The organism is Prauserella salsuginis, assembly GCF_024648885.1.
Taxonomy (GTDB): Bacteria; Actinomycetota; Actinomycetes; order Mycobacteriales; family Pseudonocardiaceae; genus Prauserella; species Prauserella salsuginis.
On sequence record NZ_JANBBF010000012.1, the window covers coordinates 117820 to 132127 of the forward strand.

The 14308-nt window shown below is 66.4% G+C and carries 15 protein-coding genes and 1 pseudogene; 8 read left to right on the forward strand and 8 right to left on the reverse strand.

The features are described 5' to 3' along the window. Positions 1-80 precede the first annotated feature (80 nt). Genes LY40_RS18365 through LY40_RS18375 form a run of 3 tightly spaced genes read left to right on the forward strand, consistent with a single transcriptional unit; the run spans position 81 to position 2550 of the window. Positions 81-1052 (forward strand): bifunctional 5,10-methylenetetrahydrofolate dehydrogenase/5,10-methenyltetrahydrofolate cyclohydrolase, encoded by a 972-nt coding sequence (locus tag LY40_RS18365; RefSeq protein ID WP_258937575.1) that lies wholly within the window; start codon positions 81-83, stop codon positions 1050-1052. Further along, entirely contained in the window at positions 1049-1921 is an 873-nt protein-coding gene (gene purU, locus LY40_RS18370) for a formyltetrahydrofolate deformylase (RefSeq protein WP_258937576.1), read from the forward strand. The genes LY40_RS18365 and purU overlap by 4 nt, the downstream gene beginning before the upstream one ends. Next, positions 1918-2550, forward strand: coding sequence for a cyclodeaminase/cyclohydrolase family protein (locus tag LY40_RS18375; protein ID WP_258937577.1), 633 nt, complete (start codon positions 1918-1920; stop codon positions 2548-2550). The genes purU and LY40_RS18375 overlap by 4 nt, the downstream gene beginning before the upstream one ends. Before the next feature lie 221 nt (positions 2551-2771). On the opposite strand, the gene LY40_RS18380 is transcribed toward LY40_RS18375, so the two are convergent. The 7 genes and pseudogenes from LY40_RS18380 to LY40_RS18415 form a co-directional block, all read right to left on the reverse strand. Further along, positions 2772-3794 (reverse strand): cobalamin-independent methionine synthase II family protein, encoded by a 1023-nt coding sequence (locus LY40_RS18380; RefSeq protein WP_258937578.1) that lies wholly within the window; start codon positions 3792-3794, stop codon positions 2772-2774. 164 nt (positions 3795-3958) lie between these two features. Continuing rightward, the gene (locus LY40_RS18385) at positions 3959-5311 is read right to left on the reverse strand and encodes an MFS transporter (RefSeq protein ID WP_258937579.1); all 1353 of its coding nucleotides are present in this window, start codon (positions 5309-5311) and stop codon (positions 3959-3961) included. A gap of 76 nt (positions 5312-5387) precedes the next feature. Continuing rightward, positions 5388-6142: pseudogene (locus LY40_RS26565) on the reverse strand (SDR family NAD(P)-dependent oxidoreductase). Beyond that, positions 6139-6420 (reverse strand): muconolactone Delta-isomerase family protein, encoded by a 282-nt coding sequence (locus tag LY40_RS18400; protein ID WP_258937582.1) that lies wholly within the window; start codon positions 6418-6420, stop codon positions 6139-6141. Before LY40_RS18400 ends, LY40_RS26565 begins: the two are co-directional and overlap by 4 nt. Before the next feature lie 13 nt (positions 6421-6433). Further along, complete coding sequence (locus LY40_RS18405; protein WP_258937583.1) at positions 6434-7144, reverse strand: alpha/beta fold hydrolase; 711 nt, start codon at positions 7142-7144, stop codon at positions 6434-6436. Next, positions 7141-7845 carry a 4-carboxy-4-hydroxy-2-oxoadipate aldolase/oxaloacetate decarboxylase gene (locus tag LY40_RS18410; protein ID WP_258945866.1) on the reverse strand — a complete coding sequence of 235 codons (705 nt, stop codon included), beginning with the start codon at positions 7843-7845 and terminating at the stop codon, positions 7141-7143. The genes LY40_RS18405 and LY40_RS18410 overlap by 4 nt, the downstream gene beginning before the upstream one ends. Continuing rightward, entirely contained in the window at positions 7842-8753 is a 912-nt protein-coding gene (locus tag LY40_RS18415) for a PIG-L deacetylase family protein (protein WP_307876965.1), read from the reverse strand. Before LY40_RS18415 ends, LY40_RS18410 begins: the two co-directional genes overlap by 4 nt. A gap of 544 nt (positions 8754-9297) precedes the next feature. On the opposite strand from LY40_RS18415, the gene LY40_RS18420 reads away from it, so the two are divergent. Further along, positions 9298-9459, forward strand: a complete 162-nt coding sequence (locus tag LY40_RS18420) for a hypothetical protein (protein WP_258937585.1) — start codon at positions 9298-9300, stop codon at positions 9457-9459. 210 nt (positions 9460-9669) lie between these two features. Here LY40_RS18420 and LY40_RS18425 read toward each other — a convergent pair whose 3' ends face one another. Further along, complete coding sequence (locus tag LY40_RS18425) at positions 9670-10575, reverse strand: LysR family transcriptional regulator (RefSeq protein ID WP_258937586.1); 906 nt, start codon at positions 10573-10575, stop codon at positions 9670-9672. Positions 10576-10663: 88 nt separating this feature from the next. Here LY40_RS18425 and LY40_RS18430 point away from each other — a divergent pair, with 88 nt between their 5' ends. From LY40_RS18430 to LY40_RS18445, 4 genes are read left to right on the forward strand one after another with little or no spacing between them, the layout of a single operon-like run. Next, positions 10664-10924, forward strand: a complete 261-nt coding sequence (locus tag LY40_RS18430) for a ferredoxin (RefSeq protein ID WP_258937587.1) — start codon at positions 10664-10666, stop codon at positions 10922-10924. Further along, positions 10921-12093 (forward strand): cytochrome P450, encoded by a 1173-nt coding sequence (locus LY40_RS18435; RefSeq protein WP_258937588.1) that lies wholly within the window; start codon positions 10921-10923, stop codon positions 12091-12093. The genes LY40_RS18430 and LY40_RS18435 overlap by 4 nt, the downstream gene beginning before the upstream one ends. After that, positions 12090-13478 carry an MmgE/PrpD family protein gene (locus LY40_RS18440; RefSeq protein ID WP_258937589.1) on the forward strand — a complete coding sequence of 463 codons (1389 nt, stop codon included), beginning with the start codon at positions 12090-12092 and terminating at the stop codon, positions 13476-13478. Before LY40_RS18435 ends, LY40_RS18440 begins: the two co-directional genes overlap by 4 nt. Further along, positions 13475-14305, forward strand: coding sequence for an HTD2 family dehydratase (locus LY40_RS18445; RefSeq protein ID WP_258937590.1), 831 nt, complete (start codon positions 13475-13477; stop codon positions 14303-14305). Before LY40_RS18440 ends, LY40_RS18445 begins: the two co-directional genes overlap by 4 nt. The last annotated feature ends 3 nt before the right edge of the window (positions 14306-14308 follow it).

The window sequence follows — 14308 nt, forward strand, 5'->3', positions numbered from 1 at the left end:
CCACGAACCGTGCGAGGGCTTGTCCCGAAGTTCGTCCAACCGGCAGGTTCGTGGGAGTTCCCCCGAGGAGTTCTTCAGCGATGAGTGCCCAGATCATCGATGGGCGTGCCTGCGCCCGCACCCTCAAGCAGAGTTTGGAGGCCGATGTGGCGCGTCTCCGTGCGGAGGGACTCGGTATCGGCCTAGCCACTGTGGTGGTCGGCGACGAATACAGTTCGACGGCGTACGAACGCCGGCTCCGGAGACTGGCCGACGAGCTGGGGGTGCCGTATTCGCCACGTGAGTTACCCGCAGATGTCGGCCAGGACGAGCTTCTCGCATGCATCGGTGAGCTCAACGCCGAGCCATCGGTCTCGGGAATTCTCATCCTCCGTCCACTTCCCTCCCATGTGGACGAGTCGGTCGTCTTCCGCGCGATCGACCCGTGCAAGGACGTCGAGGCCGTCCACCCGGACAATGCCGGACTGCTCGCTCTGGGCGTGCCGCGTTTCGTCCCGTCCACCGCGGCATCCTGCTTCCACCTGCTGGATACCTGGCTCGACTCCGTCGGGGAGGATCGAGCGGAGTTCTACCATCGTTGCCTCATAGTTGTCGTCGGCCGTTCCAACAACGTCGGTAAGCCGGCTATCTCCCTGGGATACGAGCGTCAGGCCACCGTTTCGTCCGTCGACGAGTGGGCAGACCGCACTACCGGCATCGGCCGTCATACCCGTTGGGCTGACGTTCTGATCGTGGCTGCCGGCAAGGCCGGACTGATCAAGGCCGAGCACGTCGGCGAGAACGCCGTGGTGATCGATGTCGGCATCAACGGCGCCACCGGGCGTGACGGCAAGGTGCGCATGATCGGTGACGTCGACTACGACTCGGTCGCGTCCCGGGCTCGAGCACTCACCCCGGTCCCCGGCGGGGTCGGTCCGGTTACGGATGTCTGGCTGCTCCGCAACACCGTTACCGCGGCTCGGCTGCTCGCAGGACAGCGCATCGAGCAGGCTCTGCCGGCCTTGCCCGTCGCTCGCACCGCACAGGTCCGCACACTCCAGGAGAAGTCATGACCCCGCCTCACGGCGCGCAGCACGGCGCTCTGCTTCTGTCCTGTCCGGATCAGCCGGGCGTCGTGCACGCGGTCAGCGAACTGCTCATACAGGAGAAGTGCACGATCGTGCAGAGTCAGCAGTTTGGCAGTGCGACGAGCGGCCTGTTCTTCATGCGGGTGGAGTTCGCGCACATCGACGGCTCACCGCTCGATTTCGACTCCGTGGAGCGACGCGTCGAAGAGCTGGCGACGACGTTCGACCTGACCTGGACGCTTGCCGATGCCGCCCGCAGGCAGCGTGCTGTCATCATGGTCAGCAAGGCCGCCCACTGCCTTAACGATCTGTTGTTCCGCAACTCAATCGGTGAGCTCAACCTCGACGTCGTCGCCGTAGTGTCCAACCATCCCGACCTCGGCCGGATCGCCGACAGCTTCGGCGCGCCTTTCAAACACATTCCAGTGACCAAGGAAACCAAGGCCGAGGCGGAGTCCGCCCTTCTCGAACTAGTACGCGAGGCGGGCGTGGATCTTGTGGTGCTGGCGCGCTACATGCAGATACTCTCGGACGACCTGTGCAGGCAGCTCGACGGCAAGGCCATCAACATCCATCACTCGATGCTGCCGAGTTTCAAGGGTGCGAAGCCCTACCACCAGGCACACGCCCGCGGGGTGAAGTTCATCGGTGCGACCGCGCACTACGTCACGGCGGATCTCGACGAGGGGCCGATCATAGAGCAGGAACTGATGCGCGTCGACCACTCGCTGAGTCCTGACCGGCTCGCTGCCCGAGGTCGCGAAGCAGAGGCCACGGCCCTGGCCAGAGCGGTCCGTTGGCACACCGAGAACCGTATCGCGGTCGTCGGCAACAGGACGGTCGTGTTTCCATGACTGACCACCCGCTTGTCGACGCGACGATCGGCAGCTTTCTCGACGGGCTCGCCGCCCGTCGCCCTGCGCCAGGGGGAGGGGCGACGGCTGCGCTGCACGCCGCTCAGGCCGCGGCTTTGATCAGCATGGTTGCGCGCTACAGCGTTGGCGAGAAGTACGCGGATGTCGCTGATTTCGTCGGCGACATCCTGGAGAAGGCCGAGTCAGAGCGGTGCGCCGCACTGCGACTCGCCGCCGACGATGCCGTGGTATTCACCGCGGTCACCGACGCGTACCGTCTGCCTCGTGACACCGAGCCGGAGAGGGCGCACCGGACCGATGCGATCGCGAAAGCTCTGGTCAATGCGACCGGCCCGCCCGCAGGCGTTATCCGGACCGCCGCGAATGTCATGTCGCTGGCCGAAGACCTGTTGCCGGCAGGCAATCGCAACGTGATCACCGACATCGCCGCGGCCAGCGAGGCGGCGCGTGCGGCCGCCACGACGGCCCGGCTCAACGTGGAGATCAACCTCGGCGGTATCCGAGACGAGAAGGTCCGCGTCGACTTGTGGCGTGTGCTCGGCCAGGTCGACGACCTTGCCCGCCGTGCCGCAGTCCTGGAACGTTCGGTTCGGGCAGCGCTGGTGTAGGTACCGGTTCCCCGAACGTCTCCAGTGAGTGCACCAAGGAGACACGCTTTGGTCGTCAGGTCCGGGTCTCTCGAATAAGTCACCGCGTCGTCTTGCACAAGTGCTCAGTGAGTTCGTTCGTTCGCGTGGAGCTGGCACGACGACCCGATGACCCCGAGGTGCCTTGGGGCACAGGTCCTCGAGGCACCTCGGGGGCGAACATCGGACTGTCCCCGCCGGAGTCAGTCCATCCAGAAGGTCGCCACCGCTTCGGTGACCAAATCCAGCTTGGCGGCCTGGATATCCTCTGTGAGGTCCAGGTGAGCGTCGATCATCGAGGCGAAACCGCACTGGGTGGACAGCGCGAGCTGCTCGGCCGGGATATGGGTGGCGGCCTCATGGAGCCTGCCCACGATCTCGTTGACCGTCTCGACGCGGGACGTTTTCGTGGAGACCAGCCCCAGCACCACCGCCTGGTCTGAAGCCGCGGCGGAAAGAGGCTCGAAAGTACCCGAGCGTTCGTCGTCGTACTCGAGTAGGAAGCGGTCGAAGCCCTTGCAACGACGAAACAGCGCTTCGTCGACGTAGTCGTAGCCACCGACCGCCATCCATCGGCCGTTGCGGTTCCCCCGACACAGGTGCACTCCGAAGGTCACACCGGGGACATCAGTGACCGAGTTGAGCAACTCCAGGCCTTCGGTCAGAATTCTCTCGGTGGCGATGCCCTGACGGTCGTACCAGTCGCGGGTCTCCTGCTGTACAAGCGTGGCGATCTCCGGTGCGTCGAGCTGTATGTAAGTGCAGCCGAGCGCGGCCAGTTCGTGGACTTCCTGTCGCACGATGTCTGCGGCGTCGGCAGCCATCTCGAACGCGTCACGGTAAGTCGCCGTGGAGTGTTCCGGCGACCACCGCAGGAACATCATCAAGGGGCTGGGTAGGGTGATCTTGACCGGGCGACGCGCGCGGGCCCGCGCGTACGTGAACTCCTCCGTCACGCCCGAACGTCGGAAGCGCAGCGTGTCGGTCACGACGACCGGCAGCTCCTCCTCGATCGGCCCTTGGTCGGTGTACCAGACGCGCGTGACCCCGGGGACGTGCTCGAGGCCGTCGACGTTCTCCATGAGCGGCCCGCTGAAGATTTCTCGGCGCAGCTCGCCGTCGGTGACGACATCGAGCCGCTGCCCTCCTGCAGTGCTATCACACGGTCGACCGCGGTGTCCTCGATCAGTTTGAAATCGGATGCGGCAAGCGCACTCTCCCGCCACGCTTCCCGCGCTCGCACGAGGTGGCGCGGTCGTAGCAGCGAGCCGACGACCTCCGCTCGGAATGGTGCGGTCATAGTCGTGATCCTTTCGTCGATTCTGGACGCCGTGCCCGGTGCGGAACAGGCGTGCCGGACGGGGCCGCGACCTTCCCTCCGACAGTTCGGTTACGAGGATTCGGTTGCCGCCTGGGCTGCGGCGGATGGCTCCTGAGCCGGTTCCTTGGCGAACAGCACCCGGTTGCTCGCCGAGAGAATCGCGATCAGGCTGATCAAACAGACAGTCGCGATGAGTACGGATACGGCCATCGACGTACCGAACTCGGCGAACAGCGCGGTTGCGAGCAGCGGGGTGATCCCGCCGCCCAGGACCGAGGCGATGGTGTAGCTGATCGACGCACCGGAGTACCGCAACCGGATCGGGAACATCTCCGTGATCAGGGCGGGCTGCGGCCCCGCCATGATCGAGTTGGCTGCAGTGATGCCGATCAGCGCCACCGCGATCAGTGGTATCGAGACGCTGTCGACTAGCCAGAACAGTGGGAAGGCCCACAACACACCGACTCCGGCGCCGACCGCGAAGGTAATCTTACGACCGAACCGGTCGCCGGAGAGCGCGGACGCAAGCATCATCATGATCCAGGCGACGCTCACGCCGATGAGGATCCACAGCATCGTCGTGGTGGGGATGTTCAGCGTGGCGGTGCCGTACGAAACCATGTAGACCGATACCAGGTAACCGATCGCGGGGGCCGCGACCGAAGCCAGGCTGCCGATCAGGATCTGCAACGCGCTGGTCTTGAACACCTCGATGACGGGCAACTTCTCGACCTTTCCCGAATCCCGGACCTTCTCGAAATCCAAGCTTTCTTCGATGGCGAGCCGAATGACCAGCCCGACGATGATGAGCAGGGAACTGCTGAGGAAAGCGATTCGCCAGCCCCATGCCGTGAACGCATCGGGTGACATTACGCCGGTGATCAACAGGAAAGCCAGCTGTGACAACAGGATTCCGGATGGCAACCCGAGCTGGGGGAAACAACCATACAGCGAGCGGCGCTTCGGTGGGGCGTTTTCGACCGCCATCAGAACGGCACCGGCCCACTCGCCACCGACGCCGGCACCCTGGATTAGGCGCAGTACGATCAGTAGAATCGGCGCCCAGATCCCGATGATTTCGAAGGTCGGGAGGAAGCCGATGAGCGTGGTCGCGATGCCCATCATTAGCAACGAGACGACCAGCATCGATTTGCGGCCGACGCGGTCTCCGAAGTGGCCCATCACGATACCGCCGATCGGGCGCGCGATGAAGCCGACGGCGAAGGTGCCGAGGGAGGCGAGAGTCCCGGCGGTTTCGGAGAATTCGGGGAAGAACTGGGTTCGGAAGACCAGCGTTGCGGCGATGCCGTAGATGAAGAAGTCGTACCACTCGATGGTCGTGCCGATATAGCTGGCGAGCGCGACCGTACCTGGCTTGCGGCCTGCGTGCGCGTCGCCTCGCCTTGGTGTACTCGTGGTCATGGGAGCTCCTCGTTGAGCGATACCGGCCCCGGCCGGACCGGTCGGGACCGGGGCATGGTGCCGCCGCGACGGTGGCTCAGTGCAGGAGGCCGCCGCCGTCACAGACGATCGACTGTCCAGTGATCAAGGTCGCGTCGGGGGAAGCGAGGAAGGAGACGAGACCGGCGAAGTCCTCCGGTGTGACGAATTCTCGGATGGCTTGCTGGGACATGGTCCGGGCGAACACGTCGTCTCCGGAGTGCTCACGGGTGCCAGGGGTAGCCACTTGAGTGGGCATGACGGCGTTGACACAGATGCGGTGTTCGCCGAACTCACGCGCCATCACCCGGGTCATCCCGATCAAGGCGCCTTTACTCGCGATGTAACCGATCTGCCCCAGTGTGCCGGTGAAGAAGGTCCGCGAGGCCACGTTCACGACGCGTCCTCGGTGGTCACTGTCTCGCAGGTACGAAAGCACGCCTGGGCCATCAGCAGCGGGCCGACCGCGTTGACGTCGTAGAAGCGATGCAGCTCCTCGGGCGTCGCTTCCAACAGGCTCGACCGCCCGGATAGGAGACCGGCGTTGTTCACCAGTACATCCACCCCGCCGCGGCGACTGGCGACTTCCGCGACCGTGCGATGCACGGCGTCCGGATCGGTGACATCGCAGGTCCACCGTTCCAGGGAGCCTGCGCCCACGTCTGTGTGCCGGGAATCCGGGCCCGACTCCGGAACGGTGTCCAGTGCGGCCACATGCGCGCCGTCAGCGCTCAGCCGAGCCGCGATTGCACCACCCAGGCCGCCCGCGGCGCCGGTCACGATCGCGACCATGCCGGCGAGCCGGGCACTCATTGCTGGTTCTCCTGGGGGTGAGCAGCGAGAGCTTCGACGGTGATGTCCATGTACTTCCACATGGGCAGCGAGACGAGCGCGTCGTGCAGGGCAGCTGAGTCCGCGGCCTCGTAGAGCCCGATCGTGGCGTTGCGGCCGGGCACGCGCCAGAGTCGCTTGAGCACGCCCTCGGCGCGTAGTTCCATCGCGCGTTCGCGCTCGCCGCTCTTCAGCCTGTTGCGGACCTCGTCGGGAGTGTCGTTCGGCAGCAGGTTCTCCGTGCGGACCAGGAACTCCATACGATCCTCTTCCTCAGATTCGGTTGGCGACGTCGAGCAGCAGCGCCGCGAGTTCGTTCGGTGCGGTGACCATGGCCTCGTGGCCAGTCGCGATCCGGTGGATCGGCCAGTCGCGGTTCGTGGCCCGCTCTGCTTGGCCCTGAAACACCCGCATCCAATCCACGCACTCGATGAACGCGGCTGCGACCTGGTCACTCCTACCGGTCAGCTGCAATGGCTCGGTATAGGTGAGCCACGGGTGGGGAGTGAGTCGGGGGATCAGCCAGTCGAGGTCAGCCTGGTCGGTAACGCCGAGCTTGGTCAGCGACCGTGGCGGTACGAGCCAGCCGAATCCTGGTCCCGCCGCTGCTTCGCGCCAGTGCTCCGCCACGCCCGCAGGAAGTAGGTCCACAGCTGCCTCGCCGTGGTCGCCGACGAACGCGTCGAGGTGCACCCGCAGGGAGAGACGTTCAGGGACGCGGTCTGCGACACCGGTGACCACTTGGCCCGCGTAGCTGTGACCCACCAGCACGGCGTCGCGCACGTCGTAGCCTTCCAACAACCCGACGACGTCCTGGACATGGGTGGACAGTCCGACCTGCGGGGTGAGCGTGTGGGCGCGACCGGACAGCCCGGTCAGGGTGGGGGTGTGGACCTCGTGGCCGGCGGCGCGCAGTTCGGGGACCAGGCGTTGCCAGGCCCAGCCGCCGTGCCAAGCTCCGTGGATCAGTACGAATGTGCTCATCGGGAGTCCTCGGGATCGTCGGCGTCGACGTACCGGACGCCGAGCCGCTCCAGAAGGGGCCGCATGTCGTAGACGTCGAGGCCGAGCTCGCCGTCGTGGAAACGGCGGCGCTTGGCCTTCTCGTTCGCCTCTCGCTTGGCCGCGGCTTCCACGACGGCTTCGCCCTCCGTCAACGGGACACAGAGCACTCCGTCGTCGTCGGCGACGATGATGTCCCCGGGATTGACCAGTTGGCCGGCGACGACGATCGGTACGTTCACCGACCCCGGGACGGACTTCGCGGTGCCTTGCGCGTGGACTGCACGCGACCACACGGGGAATCCCATCTCCTCGAGATCGGCGATGTCGCGAACGCCGGCGTCTGTGACCAGGCCTCGGACCCCACGCCGCAGGAGCTGCGTGGCGAACAGATCACCGAACATGCCGTCGGTTGACCGCGACGTCGTGGCGACGACCAGGATGTCGCCTTCACCGCACTGTTCGATGCTCGCGTGGATCATCAGGTTGTCGCCCGGATGGGACAGCACAGTGACCGCCCGTCCGGCGATTCGCGCGCGGGGATAGATGGGCCGTAGTTCCGGGCCGAGTAGCCCGCGACGCCCATAGGCCTCATGGGAGGTCGCTACTCCACGCTTTGCGAGCGCCGCTGTGATCTGAGGCGTGGGGCCGCGGTCGGTTCGGTAGATGACGTGCTCGGTCACAGCAGCACCTTCCCGACGACGGGGAAGACACGTTGGTACGCCTCGGCCTGCGTGATGGATTCCCCGCCGCCATTACGTACGGCCTGAACACCACGACGTAGACCGAGGTCGGTGTAGTACTCCACCAGGTGCGACTGTGCGCTCATGCACTCCATCGCCTTGCGCTTGCGGTCGAAGACCGGCGTGATGTCGAGGAGTAGGTTCGGTACGAACCCGCACTGCTCGGGTTGATGCGGCTCGAACTGGATAACCTGAGGTGCACCGATCGGCGGTGTTGAGCGGTCGTGCCCGGCGGCTTGCGAGACCTGGCGGGCGAGCAGGGTCGCCTCGTGCGCGGCATTGTGGTCGCGGTTGTATGGATCGGAGGCGACGTGCGTGAGGAGGATTTCGGGCTGTGCGTCGCGGATCTCGGCGACGATGCGATCGAGGCCCGCGTCGTCGACTCGCAAGGGATAGTCGCCGAGGTCAAGGAAGGTGATATGCGCGCCGAGGGCTTCCGCTGCCGCCTCGGCTTCGGCGCGCCGCTTACTTTTAGCGGTCTCCAACGTCATCCCGGCCTGCTTCCACAGGCCCTGGGACTCACCGCGCTCTCCGTAGCTTAGACACGTGATCCGGGCGTCGCACCCTCGCTCCGCGTATAGGGCGAGCGCGCCACCCGCCCGCCACACGAAGTCCCCGGAGTGCGCGCTGATCACCTGGATCGTGGGACGCTTGTGTTCAGCCATTGCTGCTGATCGCCTTTCTCCGACACTCGATTCCCATGGGCTCAGAGGGCGAGGACGAGCCGACGACGACGTAGGGCAGTCGGCTCTCCGGTTCACGACGTGCACCGATGTGCCAGGGCCTGTCGTCCTTGGTCGGGCCGCAGACCAAGCGCTGTGTTCTGAACCCATTGGGTAGCAACACATCGATGTGAGCGCCTAGTTGCCTCTGCGGCAACGGCTCGATGTAAGGCGATCCGCGCTCCAGTGAGGGCGAACGTTTCAGACTCGGTTATACGGGAGAGGATCTTGGCATTTCCTGTGACGCTGGCCGTCGTTCGGCCAGCTCGTGTGGACGTTCCCTCCACCTAGCCCATCTCCTTGCGCCGTTGCTAAGGCCACCGCGCGTCCGCGATAGCGACAGTGACCACATTAAGTACGGGGCGCCGTCTGGGTAACTCGCGAATGACCGGACCAGGTTGGGTGGCTTGACGTGTCGCCTCTACGTCATTCGTCGTAAGGCGGCCGGCCTGCACGTCTCGAAATGTGCTCCTCCGACGCGCCAGGCTTACGGCGTCGTGAAGCAGTAAAGGGGCAACGTGGCCCAGCGGAACCTGCGGATCGGCGACGGCACACTGATCATCGCTACGCCAAGGCCGGCGTGCTCAACCGCGCACAGGGTCGCGACATGGACGGCCGAGCGCGATCGATCTCCATCGACTCCTTGCCTACAGGTCAACGCGGTGCTTAGGTGGCCATCGACGATCCGCCGTATCTCGACGAGCAAGCCGGGGCAACGTTCCGGGGTGATGCTGAAGATGCTGATCTCGGCCAGAGTCGTAAGGACGACCGTCGCGTTGCTAGAGGCAATTCCGATCATCCAGAAGGCGATCATGGGCTGATGGCCGCGTAGATGTGCGGGGCGTTCGAGACCGGTCAGCGCAAACTGGAGTTCCGCTGGGGTATCAGCTGTCGTCGTCGCTCTCCGGCGAGCTCGCACCGTTGACGGCCAGTAGCCTGCTCGCGCTCGGGGGGCTCGTGTACGTCGCGCTAATGTTCTGCGGGGAGAGAACCGCCGTGCGGAACCGGGATCAGCGAACGCGTGACGCGGAGCGGGAACCGCTCACTCCGGCAGCTCCCGGAACAGTGTCGCGAAACGCTCGGCCACCGGCGTCAAAACGGCGTCGGCGCGCCGGACCAGCCCGAGAGGCAGGTCCGGCCACCCGCCGACGACCGGCACGGGCATGATGCCGGGACGTGGCCCGCTCATTTCGGTGCTCAGCACCGAGACACCGGCACCGGCGGCGACGAGGCTCGCCGCGTTCTGCACCGTCGGCACGCGGACGACGTGATCGGGGCTCCCGCCAACCGAGGTGAACCGGTCGTCAAGCAGTCGCGACAGGCTGCGCGCGCCCGGCACCCTGGCGGGGAGGATCCAGGTCAGTTCCCGCAGGTCGGCGAGCTCGACCGGCCCGCTCGACGCGAGATCCCACGAGGCCGGGGCGACCAGCGACAGCGGCAGCTCCTCGACCATCTCGACTGCAAACGCGGTGTCGTGCAGCGGAGGTAGCGGCTCTTCGGGAAGCACCGGTATCACGGCGAGATCGAGGTGCCCGTTCGCGAGGCTTTCCAGTAGATCCCGGACCGCGGTGTCCATGATCTCCAGCGTTACCTTCGGATGCTCGGCCAGATACGACGCGAGCTTGCCGCTGACGACCCGCCACATCCCCATCGGTTCGACCCCGAGCCGGAGCTCGCCCTCCAGGCCCTCCCCCATGGAGCGCAGCGTCGCCGAGATGCGCTGCTCCTCGGCGATCAGTCGCCTGCCCGCCGATTCGAGATAACGGCCGGCCGCGGTGAGCTCGACGCCTCGTGGGAGCCGGTCGAACAGCCGCACTCCGAGCCCGGATTCGAGTTTCGCCATCGCTGTGCTCAGCGGTGGTTGGGACACGTGAAGTGCCTTGGCCGCTTCGGTGATCGACCCGGCCTCGGCGACGGCTAGGAAGTACTTCACGGTGCGGATGTCCATCGGTACAGCATAGGGGCTCGATATACATGATTCATATGGGCAACCGAAGAAATTTATCTTTGTAGTATCCCAGAGATGGCATCAGAGTGTGACACAGGACCCAGGCAGGGCCGCGGCGCCGCCCGCGGTGCCCAGAAGAAGCGACGGGAGTTCCCCGATGATAGAGATCAAAGTCGATTTCGAGAGGTGCGACGCGAACGGCACCTGCGCCGCGCTGATGCCGGACGTGTTCCGGATCGGCGAGGACGGGCGGCTCCGGCAGCTCGTGTCCGAAGTGGATGACGGCCGCGAAAACGAGCTCGACGAAGCCATCTTGTGCTGCCCGGTGGGGGCGATCTCCCGGTCATGACGACGACTGCTGATTTCGATCCGTTCGCACCCGATGCCGGTCATGAGGGTGGGGCCGTTGATGGCCGAGCGCTCGTGTCGGGTCCCTACGGCTTCGCGGCTCTGGGCCACGAGCTCGCCTCGACGGTCCTGCGCGACCCCCGGTTCCAGAACTCGGCGCTGCGTCTGATGGAGGAGTTCGGCATCACCGAGGGGCCGGTCCACGACTTTCGCGCACGCAGCATCATCATGATCGAGGGCGACCCGCACATGCGGCTGCGCACGCCGCTCGCGCGCTTCATGAGCCCGGTGACCGTCGAGAGGATCCGTGGCGTTCTGCGCGCGATCGTCGAGACGATCACGGACGACCTCGACGACTCGAAGCCATTCGACTTCTATCGCCAGGTCGCCTACCGGATCCCGTCGATGGTCTACTGCCACCTCGCCGGTGCACCGTTCAGCGACGCGCCGAAGGTGCAGAGCCTGTCGGAGCGGACCCTCGCGCTGCTGCACCGCGACCGGAGTCTCGCGCCGTCGATTCGGGCCGCCTATGACGAGCTGTTCGACTATCTCGACGACCTCATCCGCCGCAAGCGGGAGCAGGGGTTCGGTGAGGACATGCTGTCGTACCTGCTCAAACAGGGCGACGACGGCAAGCTCACCGAGCAGGAGGTGCTCACCGAGGCGACCTCGATGCTGGAGGCGAGCTCGGTCAACACGGCGCACCAGGCGGGCCTAGTCGTCTGGACACTGCTGCGCGACCGGGACGTGTGGCGGCGGCTCGTCGCGGACCCAGAGCTGATACCGGCGGCGGTCGTCGAGGCGCTGCGGCTCTATCCGCGCACCGGACTGGTCAGCAAGATCGCGACGGAGGACGTCGAGCTTGGCGACGTCGTGATCCCACGCGGCTCGGACGTGCACGTGGCCGTCTGGTCGGCCAACCGCGACCCGGAGCGTTTCGAGAACCCGGGCGCCTTCAGCCTCGACCGCGAGTGCAACCAGCCGCTGACGTTCAGCACCGGCCCGCACAACTGCCTCGGGCAGGGGCTCGCGAAGGCCGAGATCGAGGAGGTCGTGCGCCACCTGGCCGAGCACTACCCGGACGCGGTCGTCGACGAGGACGCGACCCGCATCGGGCAGGCCGGTGGCCGGTGGCTCGTCGAGTCTCTGACCGTGGACCTACGGCCGTGACGAGGGGACATGGGGAGATCCGCTCCCTGACCGAAAGCCTCGCCGATCACTGGTCCCACGTTGGATACGACGACATCCCTGGCGACGTCGTCGCCGACGTCAAGGACCACATCCTCGACACCCTCGCGGTCGCGCTGCGCGGTGCCACCACGGCCGAGGCAACGAGCGTCATCGACGCGCTTGCCGGTGTGCAGAGCACGTCCGTCGGCAGCACCGTCTGGGGCACCGGCCTGCGGCTTTCGCCCGCACAGGCGGCGCTGGCGAACGGAACCTCCGCGCACGCCAGGGACTTCGACGACGGCGGCGGCCCCGGCCACGCCGGATCGACGGTGCTGCCCGCCGCGATGGCTGTCGCCGAGGCGACCGGCGCGAACGGCAAGGCGCTCATCACCGCGACGATCGCCGGCTACGACATCGGGCACCGCGCGCTCGCCGCCCTCGGCGGATTCGGCACGCACACCGACCGAGGCTGGCATTCTAGCGGCACGATGGGCAGCCTCGCGGCGGCGGGCGGGGCGGCGAAGTGCCTCGGCCTCGACGCGGAGCGGTACACCGACGCGCTCGGGATCGCGGGCTCGTTCACCGGCGGAGTGTGGGCGTTCAAGGACGATGGTGCCCAGACGAAGCGGTTGCATCCCGGGAAGGCGGGGGAGACCGGCGTTGACGCTGCGATCTTCGCCCGCGCCGGAATCACCGGCCCCCACCGGCTTTTCGAATCGCAGTGGGGCGGGTTGTTCGCGACGTACAACGGCGGCGTCGGACACCCGGATGTCGCGCTGAAAGACCTCGGTTCCGACTTCAACGTCGCGAGCGCGTATCTCAAGCCGTACGCGTGCTGCCGGGGCTGCCACTCGGCCGTCGACGTCGTGCTGGATCTGCTGCGTACACGGTGCATTCGGGCCGAGGATGTCCGCTCGGTCCGCGTCACCGCCGGTGCGACGGCGTTGAGCATGCTTTCGGCCGATCCGATCGAGACGGTCTTCGACGCGCAGTTCAGCCTGCCGTACGCGGTGAGCCTGGCACTGTGCGGCGATCGCCTCGGCCTCGACGAGTACGAGCCTCCGCGCGTCGACGAGCCCCGCATCAAGGAGACCCTCGCCAAGATCTCCATGCACCTCGACGAGAGCATCGACCTGCTCGACGGTCCGCGCCTCGATGTCGAACTCACCGATGGCGAACGGCTCACTCTCGAATCCGGCGATCCTACTTTCGCCAAGGGATCGGCACCGAACCCGATGCGGCACGACGAGGTCGTCGCCAAGGCGACCGAACTCGTCGCACCGCTGGGCGGTGATGTTGCCCGCGGCCTCGTGAACGCCGTCGACCACCTCGACCACGCCCCCGACGTCACCGAGCTCCTGCACGTACTCGGCGACCGGTCATGAACGGAACGGAAACCATGTCGACCCCGGAGAAGCTCAAGCGCACCGAGATCATCGCCGCCGAACCGGCCGAGTCGATGGCTGGCCTGCTCGACATCGAGATGGGCCATGCCCTCGGCGACACCCTCGCGCCGCTGTGGCACTGGTGCTACCTGCTCGAACGCAGTCCTGAACGGGCGCTCGGCGAGGACGGCCACCCCGTCGAGGGCATCCCGGCGCCGCCCGGGCCCGATCGCCGCCGCATGTTCGCCGGTGGCCGCGTCACCACGCTCGGCGGGCTGAAGATCGGCAAGCCGGCCACGAAGGTCACCTCGATCGCGAAGTCGGTCGACAAGGAAGGCCGCACCGGGCGGCTGACCTTCACGACCGTGCTGCAGGAGATCTTCCAGGACGACCGGCTCGTCATCCGCGAGGAGCAGGACATCGTCTACCGCGCGCCGGGATCGAACGCGCTGCCGACACCGCCACCGCCGCCGGAGCCCGCGGCCGGGCCGACCCTGGAACTCACCGCAGACGAGCGGCTGCTGTTCCGCTTCTCCGCGCTGACCTACAACGCCCACCGGATACACTACGACCTCGACTGGTGCCGCAAGGAGGGCTACGACGGACTCGTCATCCACGGCCCGCTGCTGGCGTTCATGATGGGCGAGCACCTGCGCCGCGAAGGCATCGACCTGGTCGGGAAGACCTTCGGATACCGGCTCGTATGCCCGATGACCCAGCCGCAGACGTTCACCATCGTCCCCGGCCCGGGCGGGCTCGACCACGGCGCCGAGGCCCGCAGCGCGACCGGAGCCGTCTGCGCCGTCGGCACCTTGATGGAGGGCTGAGCC

Excerpts from the sequence above, each read along its gene's own strand:
- LY40_RS18435 (WP_258937588.1), top strand. The coding sequence starts at position 10,921 with ATGACGACGACTGCTGATTTCGATCCGTTCGCACCCGATGCCGGTCAT.
- LY40_RS18425 (WP_258937586.1), bottom strand. The coding sequence starts at position 10,575 with ATGGACATCCGCACCGTGAAGTACTTCCTAGCCGTCGCCGAGGCCGGG.
- LY40_RS18375 (WP_258937577.1), top strand. The coding sequence starts at position 1,918 with ATGACTGACCACCCGCTTGTCGACGCGACGATCGGCAGCTTTCTCGAC.
- LY40_RS18385 (WP_258937579.1), bottom strand. The coding sequence starts at position 5,311 with ATGACCACGAGTACACCAAGGCGAGGCGACGCGCACGCAGGCCGCAAG.
- LY40_RS18400 (WP_258937582.1), bottom strand. The coding sequence starts at position 6,420 with ATGGAGTTCCTGGTCCGCACGGAGAACCTGCTGCCGAACGACACTCCC.
- LY40_RS18445 (WP_258937590.1), top strand. The coding sequence starts at position 13,475 with ATGAACGGAACGGAAACCATGTCGACCCCGGAGAAGCTCAAGCGCACC.
- LY40_RS18405 (WP_258937583.1), bottom strand. The coding sequence starts at position 7,144 with ATGAGCACATTCGTACTGATCCACGGAGCTTGGCACGGCGGCTGGGCC.
- purU (WP_258937576.1), top strand. The coding sequence starts at position 1,049 with ATGACCCCGCCTCACGGCGCGCAGCACGGCGCTCTGCTTCTGTCCTGT.
- LY40_RS18365 (WP_258937575.1), top strand. The coding sequence starts at position 81 with ATGAGTGCCCAGATCATCGATGGGCGTGCCTGCGCCCGCACCCTCAAG.
- LY40_RS18415 (WP_307876965.1), bottom strand. The coding sequence starts at position 8,753 with ATGTGTTGCTACCCAATGGGTTCAGAACACAGCGCTTGGTCTGCGGCC.